Source organism: Latilactobacillus sakei subsp. sakei DSM 20017 = JCM 1157, from assembly GCF_002370355.1.
GTDB lineage: Bacteria > Bacillota > Bacilli > Lactobacillales > Lactobacillaceae > Latilactobacillus > Latilactobacillus sakei.
Map to the genome: position 1 here is coordinate 310,294 of NZ_AP017929.1, position 16,931 is coordinate 327,224.

Here is a 16,931-nt window from a genome sequence, read left to right on the forward strand (position 1 = left end):
GCCCACAGCCGACTAAGCCATGAGCGCCCTTTAATCTATTATAACTGAATATCCTTTTCATATGGAATTGAATTTTGTGCACCTTTAGTTTGCACGGCAATTGATGACGCCTTATTGGCATAAGTCATCGCAGCTTCGATATTGCTGTAATCCAATTCAAGTTTTGTACTTAACGCACCGATGAAAGTATCACCAGCAGCTGTTGTATCCACTGCGTTAACCTTAAAGGCAGGGACAAAACCAGTTGCAGTTGGTGTTGCATAGAATGACCCTTTAGAACCAACCGTGATAATGACCACTTTGATCCCTAATTTGAACATTGCTTCAGCGTTGGCTTGCATTGAAGCTTCGTCAGTCACTTTAATGCCAGTGATAATTTCTGCTTCAGTTTCGTTAGGGACAATCATGTCCGTCACTGCTAATAATTCGGCTGGAATATTCTTGATGGCAGGTGCTGGGTTCAAAATTGTTTGAACGCCGTTTGCACGGGCAATCTTGAAAGCTTCGATAATGGCAGGGATCGGTACTTCGAATTGCGCCACAATTCGGTCGGCTGCTTTAATGGCTGTTTCTGCTTCGTGAACATCTTCAACAGTCACGTCTTGGTTAGCGCCACCGTAAATTAAAATACTGTTTTGACCTTGAGCATCAACCATGATATAAGCTTGGCCTGTCCCAGCTGTTTCTGAACAGCGCACGTGATCAACGTTCATCCCGTCTTTTTTGAACGTGTCGATCATGAAATCAGCGGCACCTTCTTTACCAACCTTACTAATGAAAGCTGTTTGGGCACCTGAACGAACAGCTGCGATTGCTTGGTTAGCACCTTTACCGCCACCAGCAACTGCGCGGCCATCCATTGCTAACGTTTCGCCAGGTTGTGGAAAACGTTGAACGTTTAAAATTGTGTCGACATTGGTTGAACCTAATACGATTACTTTTTTCATTTGAATACCCTCCTGGTTGTTAAAAGACAACGCCACTTTCTAAAATAATGTTGGAATAAGGTGTCATTTCACCTGTTCTGACAAATGCTTTGGCCTTATTTAAGTCTTGTTTCATTTGTGAATGATCAATAAATTCGATTGGTGTCTCCCCAATTAAAGCTTTAATCGCCGCTAATTGTTCTGGATTTGCTGTTTTAATTTCATTTGCTAAGTAAACTTTTTGCACTTCTAATTCACTTAAGATATTTGTTAAAACTTGGATAAAACTCGGTACACCATTTTCAATGGCCACATCAATCTTCTTCGTACCAGCTGGTACTGGCATACCAGCATCCCCAATACTTAATGTATCGAAATGTCCCATATCTGAAATAACGCTCGAAATTTGTGTGTTAATCACCTTAGTTTTTCTCATGACACCAATCTCCCTTATTTTTATTTAATAAATGCTGTGACAGAACCTGCCACCAAGACTAATAATAAACCAACCATTACGGCGATCATTTCTTTTTTTGATTTCTTTTCTTTTAAGATGTAAATCCCACCAATTGTCGCAAAGATAACACTGGTTTGTGATAGAACGAAACCGGTTGCTAAACCGTTGACAGATGGTTGTGCTGAAATCAAGTAAGTTAATGCCGCAAAAGCGAAGAAGAACCCACTGAAGATGTTCTTATATGAAGTTGCTTCTTTAAATGGTTTATAATCTTTTTTAGTTTGGGTTAAGCCGAAGATAATGCCGACAATTGTCATCCCAATAGCTTGTGGTAAGAAGCCTTGGAAACCATCAGCGCTAACTGCTTGTGGAAAGGCTGAATAACCTAAGTAGCCTAATTCACCGACTAATAATAACAAGATGCCCTTAACCGCACCACTCTTGCTAGCACTTGATTTATCTTCGCTCCAAGCGGTGAGATAAACGCCGATGATAATTAATGCAATCGCTGTAAAACCGATTAATTTTGATTGTGAACTTGACCAGTTACCTAGAACGAAGACTCCCCACAAAGATGCCCCAACTAATTGAAAGCCAGTTGTGATCGGCATTGTTCTAGAAACACCCATTGTTTCGAAAACGTGGAAAGTAATAATTTGTGCCAGTGCCCAACATGCACCTGAAATCAAACAGAAAATGAAAGTTTTCGTTTCAGGAATTGGTGTCCCACGGAAAATGGCAACGACAATTGCTAGAATTAATGTCCCAAAAGTGGTCCCCAGGATTTGACTCGCTGGTTTACCACCAATTTTACCAACAATAACTGGGAAAATCCCCCAGCCAATCATCGGCATTAAGCCGATTAAGATATTTACAGCGTTCATCATAATTTCCTCCAAGCCTATTTAATCAATTAGTAAAACGTTTTACTAACTATCTTGATGATTATTATAAATGACCTTTTTCGATAATTCAACCTTTTTTGAAAACGGTTTACAACCTAAACATAAAAAAAGATTAATCAGGCACCGTTTCCACCCAATTAATCTTTTTTAAATTTATTTTTTCTTAGCTTGTGAATACCCGCGTTTTGATTTGTAACCAGCTTCTAAAATCATCAGCATATCAGCATAATGTCGTTGTTGTGTTTCTTCAGCCTTAGCGCCGTAAACATAGCGCGCCCATTCCCGTTGATACCCGGGGGTTAAGGCCTCGAAAAAAGTTTTCACGGCTGGCTGGTCCTCAAGTCGCGCACTTAATCTTGGAATATCAACTTCAAATTCAAATAATGGTTTTTGCGCCATCTTCAATCACTCCATTATTTTAACCGCATGACATCTCTGGCAATCATTAATTCTTCATTCGTTGGGACAATTAAAACTTTGACCTTCGAATCATCAGCACTAATAATCCGTTCTTGGCTGCGGACATTATTTTTCTCTTCATCCAATTTTACACCAAAACAAGCAAGTTGTTTACAAATATCTGCCCGTAATTCACTCCCGTTTTCACCACTACCGGCTGTGAAAACTAACGTATCGATTCCGTTCATTAAGGCCACATATGAACCCACATATTTAACGACGCGATTGACAAAGATTGATAATGCCAACGCTGATTGTGGCCGTGTAGCGGCGGTTTCTTCCAAATCACGCATATCTGGTGAGAGTTCTGAAATACCTAACAAACCTGATTTGTGATTTAAAATATCGATCATTTCAGGCATTGTAATTTCTAATTTTTTTGCTAAGAAAGCAACTAAAGAAACGTCAATATCGCCAGAACGTGTGCCCATTGTAATCCCAGCCAGTGGGGTAAAACCCATTGAAGTATCAACGGCATGACCATCTTGGACCGCGGTAATTGATGCCCCACTCCCTAAATGGAGCGTAATCATTTTTTGAGATTCTAGCGGTGTTCCTAAGATTTCAGCGGCTCGATGGGCGACATATCGATGACTGGTCCCATGAGCGCCGTATTTTCTTGCGCCAAATGTTTGATAATATTCTTGCGGAATACTGTATAAATAATTTTCGGGTGCCAAGGTACTGTAAAAAGAGGTGTCAAAAACCGCTACTTGGGGCACACCTGGTAGTAGCGCCGTAAAGATCTTGATGTAATAAGCTTGTGTGGGGTTATGCAATGGCGCGTATTCTGCCAAGCGATTAATCTCGTCCAATGCCACCGGATTAATAACCATTGAATCACTGAAAGCTTCACCGCCCCCAACTACTCGGTGGCCAACACCGGTAATTTCATCCAAATGACTAACAATCCCTAATTCCTTCAAACGTGTGAGTAAAAGCGTTGCTGCCATTTCATGAGTGGTTACATCTTGAACTTCTTTAAACTTTTGATTGTCACCATATTTAGCGGTAAACACCGAATCAGATAAACCTAAGCGATCGATCATCCCTTTGGCGATAACTGTTTCACTGGGCATTTCAAATAATTGCCATTTTAGTGTTGAGCTGCCCGCGTTAATTGCTAGAATTTTTTCCATGTTATCGTCTCCCAATCTATAAGTAATTCCTTCATGCCACAATTGTAAGCAATTTCACAGGAAGTTACAACCCTTGATTTAATAACACCTAAAAAAGGACCCGCCACCAAAAATGAATTTGGCGAAGGGTCCCTTTTGATTTATTTATTTGGCAATTTGGTCGTCTGATTGGATTTGTTGGACTTTTTCTAAGAATGAACGGCCCATTTTATTATCGTGATAATCACTAGGTTCAATAACGTCTAAATAGAATTGGTCGATAAATTGAATTAAGCCATCGATTTTTTCCCGACCCATTTGTGTTTCGATTTCTTGATACTTTTGTAGATAACGACTAACTAAGCGATCTAAAACATCTTGTCCTTGTTTAGTTAAACTCAAGAATTTAACCCGTTGATCTGATTGTAAATGTTCTTCAACCACGTAGCCGTTTTCTTTAAGTAAGCGACATTGACGTGAGATTGCAGAACGACTAACACTCATTGTTTTAGCTAATTTGCTACCCGTTAAATCGTCGTTAGTGGCGATTTCATACATAATCAAGAATTGATCAAATGATACTTTATAATTCAAACTTTCCCCACTAACAAAATCGCTAAGATTGCTGATAACCCAACGATAAATGAGTGATAGATGGGTGATAACTTCCCAGTCTTCAGAATATTTCCCCGTAATCTTTGATGACATAATTGAATCTCCTTTTTATAAATACAAGTGATGAGGGTCAAGAATAATTAATGGTTTTAATTTGATTGCTAACAACCATAGTAGCATATTCTTTCAAAAAAGAAAGTACCTGTTTTCATTAATTTAGTACAAAGCCACTTAATGATTAACAATTATATTGTAACGTTAATTATTGCAAGGATAACTATCTGCAACTTTTTTATTAAAATTTCTATTATTTTGGCGTTATTGTAAAAAAAGAGCAAACTACTAACTATCGTTAGTAATTCACTCCTTTCAAACCTATTATAGATTGCGATCCATATTGAATGTCAATTTAGATAAATTAATTCCTGACATGACGAGTTCGCCAATCATGCCCATGGCTTTATCTTTCATTGTGTTAACAATCAAATAATTTTGTTCTGTCAAATATTTTGTTAGTGCTTCGCCTTGATAATTCTTAGCTTCTTCTTCAATACTATCCAACATTGTCCGTAATTCTTGTTTACAGCTTGTTAGATAGTCAACGTTACCTTGAATATGTTGGCTATAGTGACCTTCAACCAAGACTGAAATTGTCCGGTACATCCAATAAGCACTATTAATATCCCATTTCATTGGTGTTTCACTGAAGCTAGGATCTGTATCATTGGCATTTGTAAAGAAGGGAATAAATGGTGTGTAAGTTGGCATCCCTAAGGTAATCCACATAATCGCAGCTTGTTCTTTAGGCACGTCGTTGCGCAATTGTAAGATATGCGCATTTTGTGTTCTGTTTAAGCCAATTGGACGGTAACGATACTTGTCAGCATCAGCGCCGTGACCCATTGGATCGAATTCTGTTTCGTTATAATGTGAACCAAGTAACATTTCAATGTCTTCAACACTAATCTTATGTTCAATCTTGCGAATAAAAGGTAGATCAGCTGATTCAGGTGACATGTCAAATTCTGAATCAAATAAGTGATGTGCGTACCAGACACGAGGTGTATTGTAGTGGCGATCTTTTTCGTTCATTGTGCCGAAGATATGACGGAAATTCCAGCCCGTCTTATCTGGATTCAAGTGATGTTTTTCAACATATTCTTGAATGCCCTCAGCCCACATGAAGTTATCCGCATCGCTGAAATCAACTTGTTGAATCGCCACTTGGTTTGCCGCTACGGCATACCCATCATCTGGAATTCGTTGTGCTAACCAAAGATGACCAGTGACAATTTCCATATACCAAACTTCATCATGATCACTGAACAAGACACTGTTGCCCGCAGGTGAACCGTATTGTTTGATCAAGTTACCGAGGTAGCTGACCCCTTCACGTGCTGAGTTAATGTAAGGTGCGACCATTGCTTGTATACAATCTTCGTCTAAGCCGTCTTTAACCAATGGATCGTAGGCTAATGACTTTTCGTTGCCGTACGTACTTTCAGTACAACTCATCGCAACGTTAACTTCATTAATACTACTTTCGTCATAATAACCCTTGTTCTTGTAATCCACATTGGGCACCGCTGGCCAGCGATAACCATCTTCTGGTAAAGTCGCTTCAAAACCGTTCAACCAAGATTTAATTTTTTCACCCTTACGGCCTTTAACTGCCGGATTCATGTAAAACCGTTGGGGGGTTAAGGGCATAAAAGTATCATCATTGCGGGCAATCATTGTTGAGCCGTCAATTGATGCTTTTTTACCAACTAAAATTGTTGTACAAGCTGATTCCATGTCTATCGCTCCTTTTGATTTGGAGAACATTAAATTATTCTCATAAAGATACTATTAGTGTACGCCCGCCTCGGTCGAATGTATACCCATATTCATAAGATTCTCTAAAACAATCATCAAGTCACTTAAAAATTAGAGTTTCTTCATTAATTTATGTTTGAGCAATCTTTTCATGATATATTATAGATTAAGTATCCTAACAATAAGGTGGTTTCAAAATGAAAAAATTAACACACGTTCTGTTGATGCTCATGGCTAGTTGTTTCGTGATTCTAGCCGGTTGTCAGAATAAAACGACGGTCCCCGCCGCCGCTACTAAAACTGAGGATCAAATTGAACAGTATGTTCAAAAGGTCAACCAACTTTACGCTGACGCTGATCATAAAAAGCCTGCAAAATTAACTGCTACTAACAAGCATAAAATCATCAAATCTGCTCAAAATTTAGATAAAAAGATTTCGGATAATCTCTATATGAGCGCATTATCAAGCAAATCTAAGTCCGCCTTCAAAGCAGCTCAAAAGGACTTAAAACGGATTGATACCGATGCCCCTGCTGAGAAGCCAAAGAAAAAAGCGAAGAAAACTAAGGATAGCGACTTCTTCGATGCTGATGGGATTGTCAAAGACGGCCTCCAACTTGGTTCAGAATCAGATTATGCTAATGACGCCAAAAAATTAGCTGCTTATAAAGAAGCTAAGGCCCAACAAGCAGCCATGACTGCTGTTGATAATCTCTTTACAAATAGCAATCATACCGCTATTCCAGCAACCTTAACGACTGAAGATTTCACTTACTCTAAAGCGCTCGTCGAAAAAACAACACATAAGAAATTCAAAGAACGCTACTTAAAGCTAATCAAGGAAGCCAAAGCTCAATTTGACAGCTATAGCACGAGTGAATCATCAACAGCTACTAGCCAAAATAGTTCATCAACTGACACAACGACTACCGACCAAACAACGGATAATACAGTTGATAACACGGCTGCTACAACCAATCAAACAACAACTAACAACAATTACACACAACCCACAACACCGACAACTAACACAAGTTACTCATCTGCTAGTACTCAAAACAGCACGCCTACTAACAGTGATAATAATACGAACGGTACGCAATCAGATTCATCAGCAAGCGATAATCAAATTACAACACAATCACAATCTGACGGTTTGTTACAATAATTTAATCTAGCTGTAACATAAAGAGGAACTACCGAAATATTTTGGTGGTCCCTCTTTTTTAGTAAAATCCGAACGTTTTTTACAAAAGATGGTTATTAAACGCTACCTTTTTAACATAATCTGTTAATTAGTCTTTTAAATCCTAACATCTTAAGAAACTTGTAACACCGCGCTAACTATTATGTAACATGTTTGTCACGTTAGAATGATATGCTTACTGAGCACGATAAATTAAAACAAACTTAAACGTCTAAAAACAAACTTCAAAGGAGCACTTCAATCACAATGAAAAAACAAAAAATGACTTATTTATCATCTGGTATCGTTGGTTTAGCTGGTCTTGCATTAATGGGTATCCAAGCTAATGAAGCTCAAGCTGCTACTACAGGGACAGTTAACTACACAGACGGTGCTACAACTGTTTGGACAAGTCCTGAAGTTGGTCAAAAACCTACACGTTACTTAACAAACAACCAAAACGTTACAATCAAAAATACAAAACAAGTTTATGGTCAAACATGGTATCAATTAGCTGATAACGAATGGGTTGCCGGTGAATTCGTGAAGACAGGTGCTACAACACCAGCTGCTACAACTGCTGCTCCTGCTGCTAAAGACACGATCACAGTTAACTACAAGTCTGGTGCTACAACAATCTGGACAAACACAACTGCTGCTCAACCAACTGGCGCTTACTTGACTTATGGTAAGACACAAAACGTTATTGCTTCTAAGACAGCTAACGGCGTTACATGGTACCAATTAGAAAACAAAGGTTGGGTACCTTCAAGCTACGTTGTTTTAAACAACCCTAACTTAGCCGGCGTCACACCTATTACTGATGCACCAGCTGTTACACCAGTTGCAACTACTACTGCTACAACAACACCAGCAGCTTCAACAACTACGACAACACCTGCTGCTACAACTGCAACTTCTGAATCAGCTACTCAAACATCAACAACTCAACAACAAGCACCTGCAGCTTCACAATCATCATCAACAACACCTGCTGCTCCTGCTCAACAATCATCATCAGTTGCTACTTCATCATCAACAAGTCAAGCAACTCAAGTTCAAACTCAAACATCACAAACTAGCACTTCAGTAGCACCTGTTGCACAATCAGCTTCAACACAACAAAGTGCTCCTGCTCAACAACAAACTCAAACACAAAACACAACAAACACAGCTTCAAGCTCTAACACCACAACAGCAACAACACCTTCACAATCAACAAACACAAACAACTCAACTGCTACAAGCGGTAACGCACAATCAGTTGTTAGTGCTGCATTGTCACAAATTGGTACACCTTATGTATGGGGTGGCTCAACACCTGGTGTTGGTCTTGACTGTTCTGGTTTAGTACAATATGCATACTCACGTGCTGGCGTTTCATTGGGCCGTATCACAACTGCTCAAGAAGGTGCTGGTCAACGCGTATCACTTAACAGCTTACAACCTGGCGATATCATTTTCTGGGGTGGCGCTGGTGCATCATACCATGATGCTATCTACATCGGTGGTGGCCAATACGTTCACGCACCACAACCTGGCGAATCAGTTAAGATTGGTACAATCTCAAGTTACTTCATGCCTTCATTCGCAGTACGCGTACTTTAATTAAAAAATAATAAAAAAGCAGGAGCTATAGCTTCTGCTTTTTTTATTATTCCTAAGTTCTAATTACTTGAAAAACCTACTATTTTCGGTAGAATACTATATATGACAACTACAATAACGCAAACACAAATTGAAAAACAACAAGTGATAATATTTAAAGCTCTCGCTGATCCAATTCGCCTCAACATTCTACGCCACTTAAAAGCGGTTGGTCATGAAGTAACTTGTGGTGAAGTTGGTAATAACCTCAATATCAGTAAATCATCAGGTTCCTACCACTTTAAATTACTTCAAGAAGCACAATTAATTACAGCACGTAAAGAAGCACGTGAGAAATATGTGATGCTTAATCCTGAAACTTTTGACCGTTACCTCACCCATTTTTTTGAAACACTCTAATTAAAAGTACCTAGCCAATTGGCTGGGTGCTTTTTTGTTAGTTGTCAATCGATTAGCAAAGTGGTATTGTTTAATAGTTCAAAAACTTTTGAACTATTTTATTCTATCGAGGAGTCTTTTTCTATGCAAAACAAGCGTTCAAACCAATTTTGGTTACTTACACTGACATCACTTGGCTTTTTTATGTCAATGATGGATTCAATGATTATCACCACAGCCTCAACCTCAATTCGAACAGATTTCAAAATTTCAGTTAGCACCTTGCAATGGGCATTAAATGCTTATAACATCACAATTGCCGCTGTATTATTGGTCGGTGTTGCCTTCGGTGAACGTTTTGGTCGCCGAAAAATCTATAATCTTGGAATTGGTATCTTTACACTAGGTTCCTTATTATGTGCGTTATCCCCTAATATTACTTCTTTAGTATTAGCTCGGATTGTCGCCGGAATCGGTGCATCCGTCATGACACCGATGTCAATGGCCATTTTAACTAATACACTGCCAGTAGCTAAACGCGGCAAAGCATTAGGTATTTGGAGTGGTATCGGTGGCTTAGCCTTGATTATTGGACCTTCACTGGGAGGCTTAATTGTCTCAACATTATCTTGGCAATGGATTTTCTGGATTAATATTCCAATCGGTATCATTGGCATTTTATTAACTAGTCATTATTTACCCGAAAGTTTAGGCTCTGCTACTCCAATTAATCCACTTGACGCTTCACTAATTATCATTTCTTCGGCAAGCATCATCTGGGCCTTATCAACTAGTACTTCAAGTCCCCGCCCTATTGTTTCAATATTAGTAGGTTGCTTCGGATTAGTTCTTGTCGGTTATTTTATTCAGCGCCAAAGAAATACAAAGACACCCCTAATTCCACTTAACTTTTTTAAAGTGCCAGTATTCAGAAACGGCAACTTAGCTACCTTCTTACTCTATGCTTCTATGTACGGTGTCGTCTTCTTCCTACCACAATTTTTACAAAGTGGGCTTGGCTCAAATTCTTTGGAAGCTGGCCTGCAGATGCTTCCTTGGACTGGCACTTTGGTATTCGTTGCGCCGTTTGCGGGTACAGCTGTCGATCGATTTGGAGAACATAAAATTGCTACGTTAGGTTTAACTCTACAAGGAATTGGTTACCTAGCAATCGCATTTTTACTCTACGGTCACTATTCTTACTGGCAGTTTATACTCCCACTAATGCTTGCTGGTGCGGGGCTCTCGATGGCAGGTCCTGCTCTTCAAAAAAGCGTCCTCGGTGCTGTTGAACCATCTGCAATCGGAAAGGCGTCTGGAATTTACAATATGTTTCGCTTACTAGGCGGTGCAGTTGGTGTCACTCTATCAGTTATCTTCTTTTACCAAAGTGGTTCAATTGCTGACCAACACGCACTAATCCTCGGTTTCAAAGCAGTAATGTTTGGAGCAGCCGGCTTATCATTCTTAGGATTACCATTCATGCTAAGATTAAAAAAATAAACGCACGCCACATTAAAAGACCATCCGAAAGCCACTTTTACAAGTCGGTTTCAGATGGTCTTTTAAAATTATTTTGATAATTCATTATAATTATTTTGCTGATTTACGTTCCTTCAAGAAGTTCAATACAGCTGTTGTTTCAGCATTACGTTTTTTAGCATTCTTTTGGTTGATAGGACGACGGTTACCAGAAACACTAACATGTAAGTTTTGTGACATTTCGCATTTCCTCCTTTCATGCATATATTCTATTATTCTAATCTGAATTCACTTTTTTTTCAAGTAATGTTTAAGCCTTTGGTAACTTTCTAAAATGGTTCAATAACCAACTGGTGATAGGAACGGTTGCTATCACGCCAATTACCCCGATTAGCAACGTTAATATCTCACCAATTAAAATTTTATGATTTAATATTTTAGCGAGCGGATAACCCAATTGAATAAACCAAATCGTCAATGATAGGAAGCTCCCGAAGAAACTAAAGAACAGTGTATTGAAGGCTGTCGCAATAATTTTCTCACCAATCGCGATCCCGGCTTTAAACAAAGGTGCCGGTGCCATCTGTTCATCATATTCCAGAATCTCAACTAACCCACTAGCAACCGCAATGCTGGTTTCTGCGATTGCGCCTAAACTGGCTAAAACCGTCATGATCATGCCAACTTGCGGAAATGATAACCCGATTGCCAGACCAAAACCTTCAATCTCTTCAGCATCCTCCGCGCCAAAGCCATAGGTTGCTGCCCAGTGGCTAATCGGCACAATGATAACTAACAATGCCAGCACTACTAATAACGACGTCACAAACGCTGTCTTAGCCGTTACTGGTTGCTTCGTATTCATGAAGATCGATGTCGCCAACAAGATCAGACTCAATAGCCCACTGACCACTAAGGGATTAAAGCCACCAGCAATTAAGACCAGCGCTAAAATGATAACGACGAAGTTCAACCCAAGGCTGAAAAAGATGGTTAAGCCTTGCCAACCACACACTAGTATTAATAGTAGTAATAAAACACCCGTTAATAACATCATAAGCGACGCACCTCCACTAACTGGCTTGCCAACAAGCTTGTCACCGGCACAGCCAAGGTAATGCCGACTGCGCTAATCACGGTTTGTGTGAATCCCAAGGTCATCGTGCGCGATAGTGTATAGGCAATTGTATTCCCGTTTCTCAGATACAATAAAATAATCGGAAAAGCTTCTGCCATAACAATGAAGAACAAGACGTTAACGAGTGGCCCGATAATTTCTCGTCCAATCGCTAACCCCGAGTTAAAGAGTTGCCGTCTCGTCACATTGGGTTGTTCAAAGGCTAACTGTTGCAGTGATGATGAAATATCGGTCGCTTCATCCATCACAGCGCCTAAAATCCCTAGCACGACTTCCGCCAAGAAAACCGTCTTGTAGGGTTGGAGCTCGTAATCCATTGTTTCGTAATGGAGTCCTTGGTCGCCGCTGATTTTTAGCAGGATAACGCTCAACAGTAATGCCAAGAACGTAGCTCCAATTGTCGCACCAAATGACACCAACATTTGCCGATTCGGTCCGAGTACCAACAATAATGTCAGACCAGTTAAAACTACAGCGAGTCCACACATCAGCGGCAATAACCAACGACCACCAGTTGCAGCGTTAAAGTGGAGCGTGATAATGAAGAACGCAAGGTTTACGACAACACTTAAGATGGTCATCAGGCCGCGCTTAGGCATCATCACAAGCAATAAACTAAAGGTGCCCAAGATCACAGCTACTAGCACTGTATCGCGCTTAGGTTCGTTTAAGAGCCATTGATGGCGATCTTGATCATGGTGTAGGAAAACTTGCTGGCCCCGATAATAACGATAACTATCGGCCAGTGATTTGGAATAGGTATTTTGGAGCTGAATCGTCTGCCCCTTACGCTTCGTATTCAAGAACCGCCCCGTTACTTTTTGCTGGACTTCGGTATCTTGATTCTGGTAATCATCCGTTGTTTTCGTTTTTTGGATCGTTTTGACAGCCGTCACTTGGATCAACGGTTGTTTGTAGCGCGTCGCATCGTGGTATGTTGCTAAAACCCCAATCATACAGATCAACAAACTACCTAGCGCCAGCCATAAGCGTTTATGTTTCACAGTTGTCACCTCAAATTATATTGTAGCGGTTTGCCTGTTAATCACCAAACGTTTATCGCAAATTTAATCAATCATTTAACCGACTGTGTTTTAACCCGTAACTGAAGTAAATGATCAAGCCCAAAATGAACCAGATCCCCGCTGCCATCCAAGTGACTGCCGGTAATTCGAATAACATGAATAAACAAAGTAAGCCCGATAATAGTGGTAACCAAGGATATAGCGGTACTTTGAAACCGTCTTTATTCGGAATATCCTTTCTTTTACGCAATGGAATCACCCCAATAGACATGAAGAAAAAGGCAATTAACGTCCCAATATTGACCAGATTCGTCAATTGATCTAATGAAACGAGCCCTCCTAGTGTCGCGATAATCACTGTCACTACACGGACACTGTTGACTGGTGTTTGGTGGCGTGTTTCAATTTTACCGAGCATCTTAGGTAATAAACCATCCCGGCCGATTGAATAAACTAGCCGCGAACTACTGTAAGTCATCGTCAACATCATTGTGAACATCCCAGCCAAAGCACCAAGTGATAATAAGCCCGCAAACCAGTTTTGATGCACGACTTGTAAGGCAAAAGCGACTGGATTAGCCACGTTTAATTCACGATATGACACCATCCCAGTCAAAACAAAAGCAACTAAAATATATAATAACGTACAAATTACTAAGGTCCCGATAATCCCAATTGGTAAATTCTTTTGTGGATTTTTTACTTCGGCCGCTGAAGCCGAGACACAATCAAAGCCTAAATAAGCGAAGAATACTAATGATGCGCCCTTGAAGACCCCACTAACACCAAACGGCATGAATGGTTGCCAATTAGACGACTTTACATAGAAAATGCCGACGACTAAGAATAGTAGCACAACGCCGATTTTAATCGTCACCATCAAATTATTGATGCGTGTCGATGAACGCGTCCCAGACATCAATAACACTGAAATGAGCGTCACAACTAAGACTGCAAATAAATTGATATAAGTGCCATGTGCGGGATCAAATGAGCCTGTAATCGCCTTCGGAATATGCACGCCGAAGCCTTCAATGAAGGAGACGAAATATGCAGACCAACCGGTTGAAACAGCCGCGACTGATAACATGTATTCCAAGAATAATGCCCAACCTAACAACCAACCAATCAGTTCTCCAAAAATAATATTGCCGTAAGAATACGCACTCCCCGCGACTGGCAACGCTGATGAAAATTCAGCGTAACACATTGCGGCCACTGCGCAGACCACTGCCGCAATCATAAATGACAACGTAATGGCCGGCCCACTATGTAGCGCGGCAATCGTGCCCGGTAAAATAAAAATCCCAGTCCCAATGACCGCCCCCACGCCTAACGCAATTAAATCCTTCGCCGTTAGTGTTTTAGCTAAACGTTGATCTTGTTGAAGATACCGCTCAAGTGACTCTTTTCTGAATAATCTTGTCCCTAAACCCATCTGCAAAACGCCCTCTCGATGCTTTATTTGGTGGTGCTAAACGTGTTCTGTAACCCATATTCTTCCGGTTAACCCTGAGCGCCAAACAATCGCCACGCGATTACTCGTCCCTCTGTGTTAATCTTCAGAATATAACCAGGGTTACGGCACACTCTGGTTTTAAACGTGCTTTTTGAAACTGACTTCTGCGCTTAGCGTCACTCGTCAAACAACTGCCTACAGCAGTTATTCGCCGAGCTGTGCTAATGCTCAAAATCAACCCGTTTCAAACGCACTCTTTTTCTTGTCGTGTTCTATAATCCGGATATATCGCACTTTTTCTAATAACAAAAAAAGGAGCCCACTAGTCTTCACTAGTGAGCTCCACCAGGAAGATGACTCGGGTTACCCAGTCATCTTCCAGTTTATTAAGGTTTATCATGTAATAGACAATCTTTTCCCTTAATCAACCAGTCGAATTCTGGGTTTCTTAAAGAAAAAGTTAAAGGCAACTCGTTGCATTGTCATCATGATAAAGCCTCCTTGTTATTATTAGTTTCTAAGTATAGCCAAGCCCATCGAAATTGTAAAGCCTTTTTTAAGCAGTTGTTTTTTCAAAAGGAATCTGCTAGAATTTAAAACAACTTATTCAAAGGATGTGACTGGCATTGAAAATTGCAGGCTAAATTTCTGACAACTCGATTGGTACTAAATGGCCCCACGTTTGGGGACCGTTTATTTCTGATTGTCGTTAGAGCTAGCTTGCGTTTATTTTCAAGGCCGGTAAAAAAACCAGACTTGTTAACAGACGCCCATAGTAGCGTCTTTTTTTGTGCATGCAAAACGACAACCAACCAATCTCATTTAAATTTATGAGGTGATATTAATGGGCACAATCCAATTCAAACAATTAACATTCAACTATCCAGATCAAGCAACTCCCCTTTTCAAAGACGTCACACTTCAATTCGATGCTAGCTGGCGCTTAGGCCTAATCGGGCGCAACGGCCGGGGCAAAACAACGCTGTTAAAACTACTTCAACGCCAATTAGAATTTGAGGGACAACTGAAAACGGATCTAGATTTTCACTATTTCCCACAAACCGTAGCTGATCCGAGTCAATTAGCCCGCGACGTTCTAATGACGCTCGGTCAATTAGATGACAGCACCTTTTGGCAAATTGAACGAGAACTCAATTTACTCAAAGTTGATCTCGACTGTCTCTGGCAACCATTCAACACGCTGAGTCCCGGCGAACAAACCAAGGCGCTCTTGGCGTTATTATTCATCGACGAGCATCATTTTCAACTCATCGATGAACCAACGAATCATCTCGATCAAGATGGTCGCGATACCGTGGCACACTATTTACAACAAAAAACAGGGTTCATCGTCATCAGCCATGACCGGCACTTTTTAAACCAAGTTATCGATCACGTTTTATCAATCAACCGGGCGGATATTACCGTCCAACAAGGCGATTATCAAACCTGGCAGACCACTCAGGAACAACAAACCCAATCCGAACAGCATCAAAACAGCCTGCTCAAAAGTGAAATCAAGCGGTTGAATCAAACGGCCCAACAAAAATCTCAGTGGTCCCAACAGGCTGAACGTGGTAAAAATGCGGGTAGTGTCAAAAATGAAAGTGCCAATCTCGATAAGGGCTTCATTGGACACCGCGCCGCTAAGGTAATGAAGCGCGCCACAACGATTACTGCTCGTAGTGAACAAGCGGCTACTGAAAAACAAGGTCTGCTCAAAAACGTTGAAATTACCGCACCACTGACGATTAACAATCAGCCTTTAAAGCCGCAACAAATCGTCCTAACCGCAACCGACCTAGTACTTGAACAAGATGGTCGCGCCCTAAATCAGCCGCTATCATTTGAACTAAAGGCCGGCCAACAAGTCACATTAACCGGCGCTAACGGTACGGGAAAATCAACCTTTATCAAAGCCTTACTCGCACTTCCTGAAATGCAGCATCAAGTCAGTGGGCAGTTGACCATTGCGCCGCGAATCAAGGTTTCTTATTTACCACAAGATTTTACACAGCTCAGTGGCTCACTAGCTGACTTTGCAGCCGCCAGGAAGGTATCACTAGAACAATTACTCTCAACTTTACGGAAACTGGGTTTTGAGCGGGAACAGTTCAACCACCGGCTTGAAACGATGAGTATGGGGCAAAAACGTAAGGCCGCCCTCGCTCGTTCGCTTTGTGAAGAAGCCCAATTTTATGTCTGGGACGAACCGTTAAACTACCTAGATGTCATTACGCGCGAACAACTCCAAACATTAATTGTCCAAACCCGCCCAACACTCTTGTTCATCGAACATGACCGCGATTTTATCGACGGTGTCGCTAGCCAACGTTATCAATTGATTCCACGCTAA

16 protein-coding genes are annotated in these 16,931 nt (G+C 40.7%); 5 read left to right on the forward strand and 11 right to left on the reverse strand.

What is annotated here, in order from left to right; translation table 11 throughout:
* Positions 1-38: 38 nt before the first annotated feature.
* The 7 genes from rbsK to LEUCM_RS01600 all read right to left on the reverse strand — a co-directional run bounded on the left by rbsK (position 39) and on the right by LEUCM_RS01600 (position 6,283).
* Positions 39-947, reverse strand: coding sequence for a ribokinase (rbsK, locus tag LEUCM_RS01570; RefSeq protein WP_025016108.1), 909 nt, complete (start codon positions 945-947; stop codon positions 39-41).
* Positions 948-966: 19 nt separating this feature from the next.
* Positions 967-1,362 (reverse strand): D-ribose pyranase, encoded by a 396-nt coding sequence (gene rbsD, locus LEUCM_RS01575; protein ID WP_025016109.1) that lies wholly within the window; start codon positions 1,360-1,362, stop codon positions 967-969.
* A 20-nt stretch (positions 1,363-1,382) separates the two neighbouring features.
* Complete coding sequence (gene rbsU, locus LEUCM_RS01580; RefSeq protein WP_011373910.1) at positions 1,383-2,267, reverse strand: ribose/proton symporter RbsU; 885 nt, start codon at positions 2,265-2,267, stop codon at positions 1,383-1,385.
* A gap of 174 nt (positions 2,268-2,441) precedes the next feature.
* Complete coding sequence (locus LEUCM_RS01585; RefSeq protein ID WP_011373909.1) at positions 2,442-2,687, reverse strand: YdeI/OmpD-associated family protein; 246 nt, start codon at positions 2,685-2,687, stop codon at positions 2,442-2,444.
* A gap of 14 nt (positions 2,688-2,701) precedes the next feature.
* Positions 2,702-3,886, reverse strand: a complete 1,185-nt coding sequence (locus LEUCM_RS01590) for an acetate/propionate family kinase (protein ID WP_011373908.1) — start codon at positions 3,884-3,886, stop codon at positions 2,702-2,704.
* Between the two features lie 144 nt (positions 3,887-4,030).
* Entirely contained in the window at positions 4,031-4,573 is a 543-nt protein-coding gene (locus tag LEUCM_RS01595; RefSeq protein ID WP_025016110.1) for a MarR family winged helix-turn-helix transcriptional regulator, read from the reverse strand.
* A 285-nt stretch (positions 4,574-4,858) separates the two neighbouring features.
* Positions 4,859-6,283 carry a C69 family dipeptidase gene (locus LEUCM_RS01600; RefSeq protein WP_025016111.1) on the reverse strand — a complete coding sequence of 475 codons (1,425 nt, stop codon included), beginning with the start codon at positions 6,281-6,283 and terminating at the stop codon, positions 4,859-4,861.
* Between the two features lie 212 nt (positions 6,284-6,495).
* Here LEUCM_RS01600 and LEUCM_RS01605 point away from each other — a divergent pair, with 212 nt between their 5' ends.
* The 4 genes from LEUCM_RS01605 to LEUCM_RS01620 all read left to right on the forward strand — a co-directional run bounded on the left by LEUCM_RS01605 (position 6,496) and on the right by LEUCM_RS01620 (position 10,974).
* Positions 6,496-7,467: a toxin Cry1Ac domain D-VI-related protein gene (locus tag LEUCM_RS01605; protein WP_016264465.1), complete on the forward strand. Its 972-nt coding sequence runs from the start codon at positions 6,496-6,498 to the stop codon at positions 7,465-7,467.
* A 285-nt stretch (positions 7,468-7,752) separates the two neighbouring features.
* The gene (locus tag LEUCM_RS01610) at positions 7,753-9,093 is read left to right on the forward strand and encodes a C40 family peptidase (RefSeq protein ID WP_016264464.1); all 1,341 of its coding nucleotides are present in this window, start codon (positions 7,753-7,755) and stop codon (positions 9,091-9,093) included.
* Between the two features lie 102 nt (positions 9,094-9,195).
* Positions 9,196-9,492, forward strand: coding sequence for an ArsR/SmtB family transcription factor (locus LEUCM_RS01615; protein ID WP_016264463.1), 297 nt, complete (start codon positions 9,196-9,198; stop codon positions 9,490-9,492).
* Positions 9,493-9,615: 123 nt separating this feature from the next.
* Entirely contained in the window at positions 9,616-10,974 is a 1,359-nt protein-coding gene (locus LEUCM_RS01620) for an MFS transporter (RefSeq protein WP_025016112.1), read from the forward strand.
* 90 nt (positions 10,975-11,064) lie between these two features.
* Here LEUCM_RS01620 and LEUCM_RS09960 read toward each other — a convergent pair whose 3' ends face one another.
* From LEUCM_RS09960 to LEUCM_RS01635, 4 genes are all read right to left on the reverse strand, one after another.
* Positions 11,065-11,193, reverse strand: a complete 129-nt coding sequence (locus LEUCM_RS09960; protein WP_011373902.1) for a hypothetical protein — start codon at positions 11,191-11,193, stop codon at positions 11,065-11,067.
* A 70-nt stretch (positions 11,194-11,263) separates the two neighbouring features.
* A complete protein-coding gene (locus tag LEUCM_RS01625; protein WP_025016113.1) occupies positions 11,264-12,010 on the reverse strand; it encodes a YibE/F family protein in 747 nt (248 codons plus the stop codon).
* Entirely contained in the window at positions 12,007-13,095 is a 1,089-nt protein-coding gene (locus LEUCM_RS01630) for a YibE/F family protein (protein WP_035144475.1), read from the reverse strand. The genes LEUCM_RS01625 and LEUCM_RS01630 overlap by 4 nt, the downstream gene beginning before the upstream one ends.
* A 67-nt stretch (positions 13,096-13,162) precedes the next feature.
* Positions 13,163-14,554 (reverse strand): amino acid permease, encoded by a 1,392-nt coding sequence (locus tag LEUCM_RS01635; protein WP_016264459.1) that lies wholly within the window; start codon positions 14,552-14,554, stop codon positions 13,163-13,165.
* Positions 14,555-15,419: 865 nt separating this feature from the next.
* Between LEUCM_RS01635 and abc-f the strand changes: the two genes are divergently transcribed.
* A complete protein-coding gene (gene abc-f / locus LEUCM_RS01640) occupies positions 15,420-16,931 on the forward strand; it encodes a ribosomal protection-like ABC-F family protein (protein WP_016264458.1) in 1,512 nt (503 codons plus the stop codon).

What these genes read in the sequence shown, in the direction of transcription:
- LEUCM_RS01585 (WP_011373909.1), bottom strand. Translation starts at nt 2,687, where the DNA reads ATGGCGCAAAAACCATTATTTGAATTTGAAGTTGATATTCCAAGATTA.
- LEUCM_RS01635 (WP_016264459.1), bottom strand. Translation starts at nt 14,554, where the DNA reads ATGGGTTTAGGGACAAGATTATTCAGAAAAGAGTCACTTGAGCGGTAT.
- abc-f (WP_016264458.1), top strand. Translation starts at nt 15,420, where the DNA reads ATGGGCACAATCCAATTCAAACAATTAACATTCAACTATCCAGATCAA.
- LEUCM_RS01590 (WP_011373908.1), bottom strand. Translation starts at nt 3,886, where the DNA reads ATGGAAAAAATTCTAGCAATTAACGCGGGCAGCTCAACACTAAAATGG.
- LEUCM_RS01625 (WP_025016113.1), bottom strand. Translation starts at nt 12,010, where the DNA reads ATGATGTTATTAACGGGTGTTTTATTACTACTATTAATACTAGTGTGT.
- LEUCM_RS01595 (WP_025016110.1), bottom strand. Translation starts at nt 4,573, where the DNA reads ATGTCATCAAAGATTACGGGGAAATATTCTGAAGACTGGGAAGTTATC.
- LEUCM_RS01605 (WP_016264465.1), top strand. Translation starts at nt 6,496, where the DNA reads ATGAAAAAATTAACACACGTTCTGTTGATGCTCATGGCTAGTTGTTTC.
- rbsU (WP_011373910.1), bottom strand. Translation starts at nt 2,267, where the DNA reads ATGAACGCTGTAAATATCTTAATCGGCTTAATGCCGATGATTGGCTGG.
- LEUCM_RS01610 (WP_016264464.1), top strand. Translation starts at nt 7,753, where the DNA reads ATGAAAAAACAAAAAATGACTTATTTATCATCTGGTATCGTTGGTTTA.
- LEUCM_RS09960 (WP_011373902.1), bottom strand. Translation starts at nt 11,193, where the DNA reads ATGTCACAAAACTTACATGTTAGTGTTTCTGGTAACCGTCGTCCTATC.
- LEUCM_RS01620 (WP_025016112.1), top strand. Translation starts at nt 9,616, where the DNA reads ATGCAAAACAAGCGTTCAAACCAATTTTGGTTACTTACACTGACATCA.
- LEUCM_RS01615 (WP_016264463.1), top strand. Translation starts at nt 9,196, where the DNA reads ATGACAACTACAATAACGCAAACACAAATTGAAAAACAACAAGTGATA.
- rbsD (WP_025016109.1), bottom strand. Translation starts at nt 1,362, where the DNA reads ATGAGAAAAACTAAGGTGATTAACACACAAATTTCGAGCGTTATTTCA.
- rbsK (WP_025016108.1), bottom strand. Translation starts at nt 947, where the DNA reads ATGAAAAAAGTAATCGTATTAGGTTCAACCAATGTCGACACAATTTTA.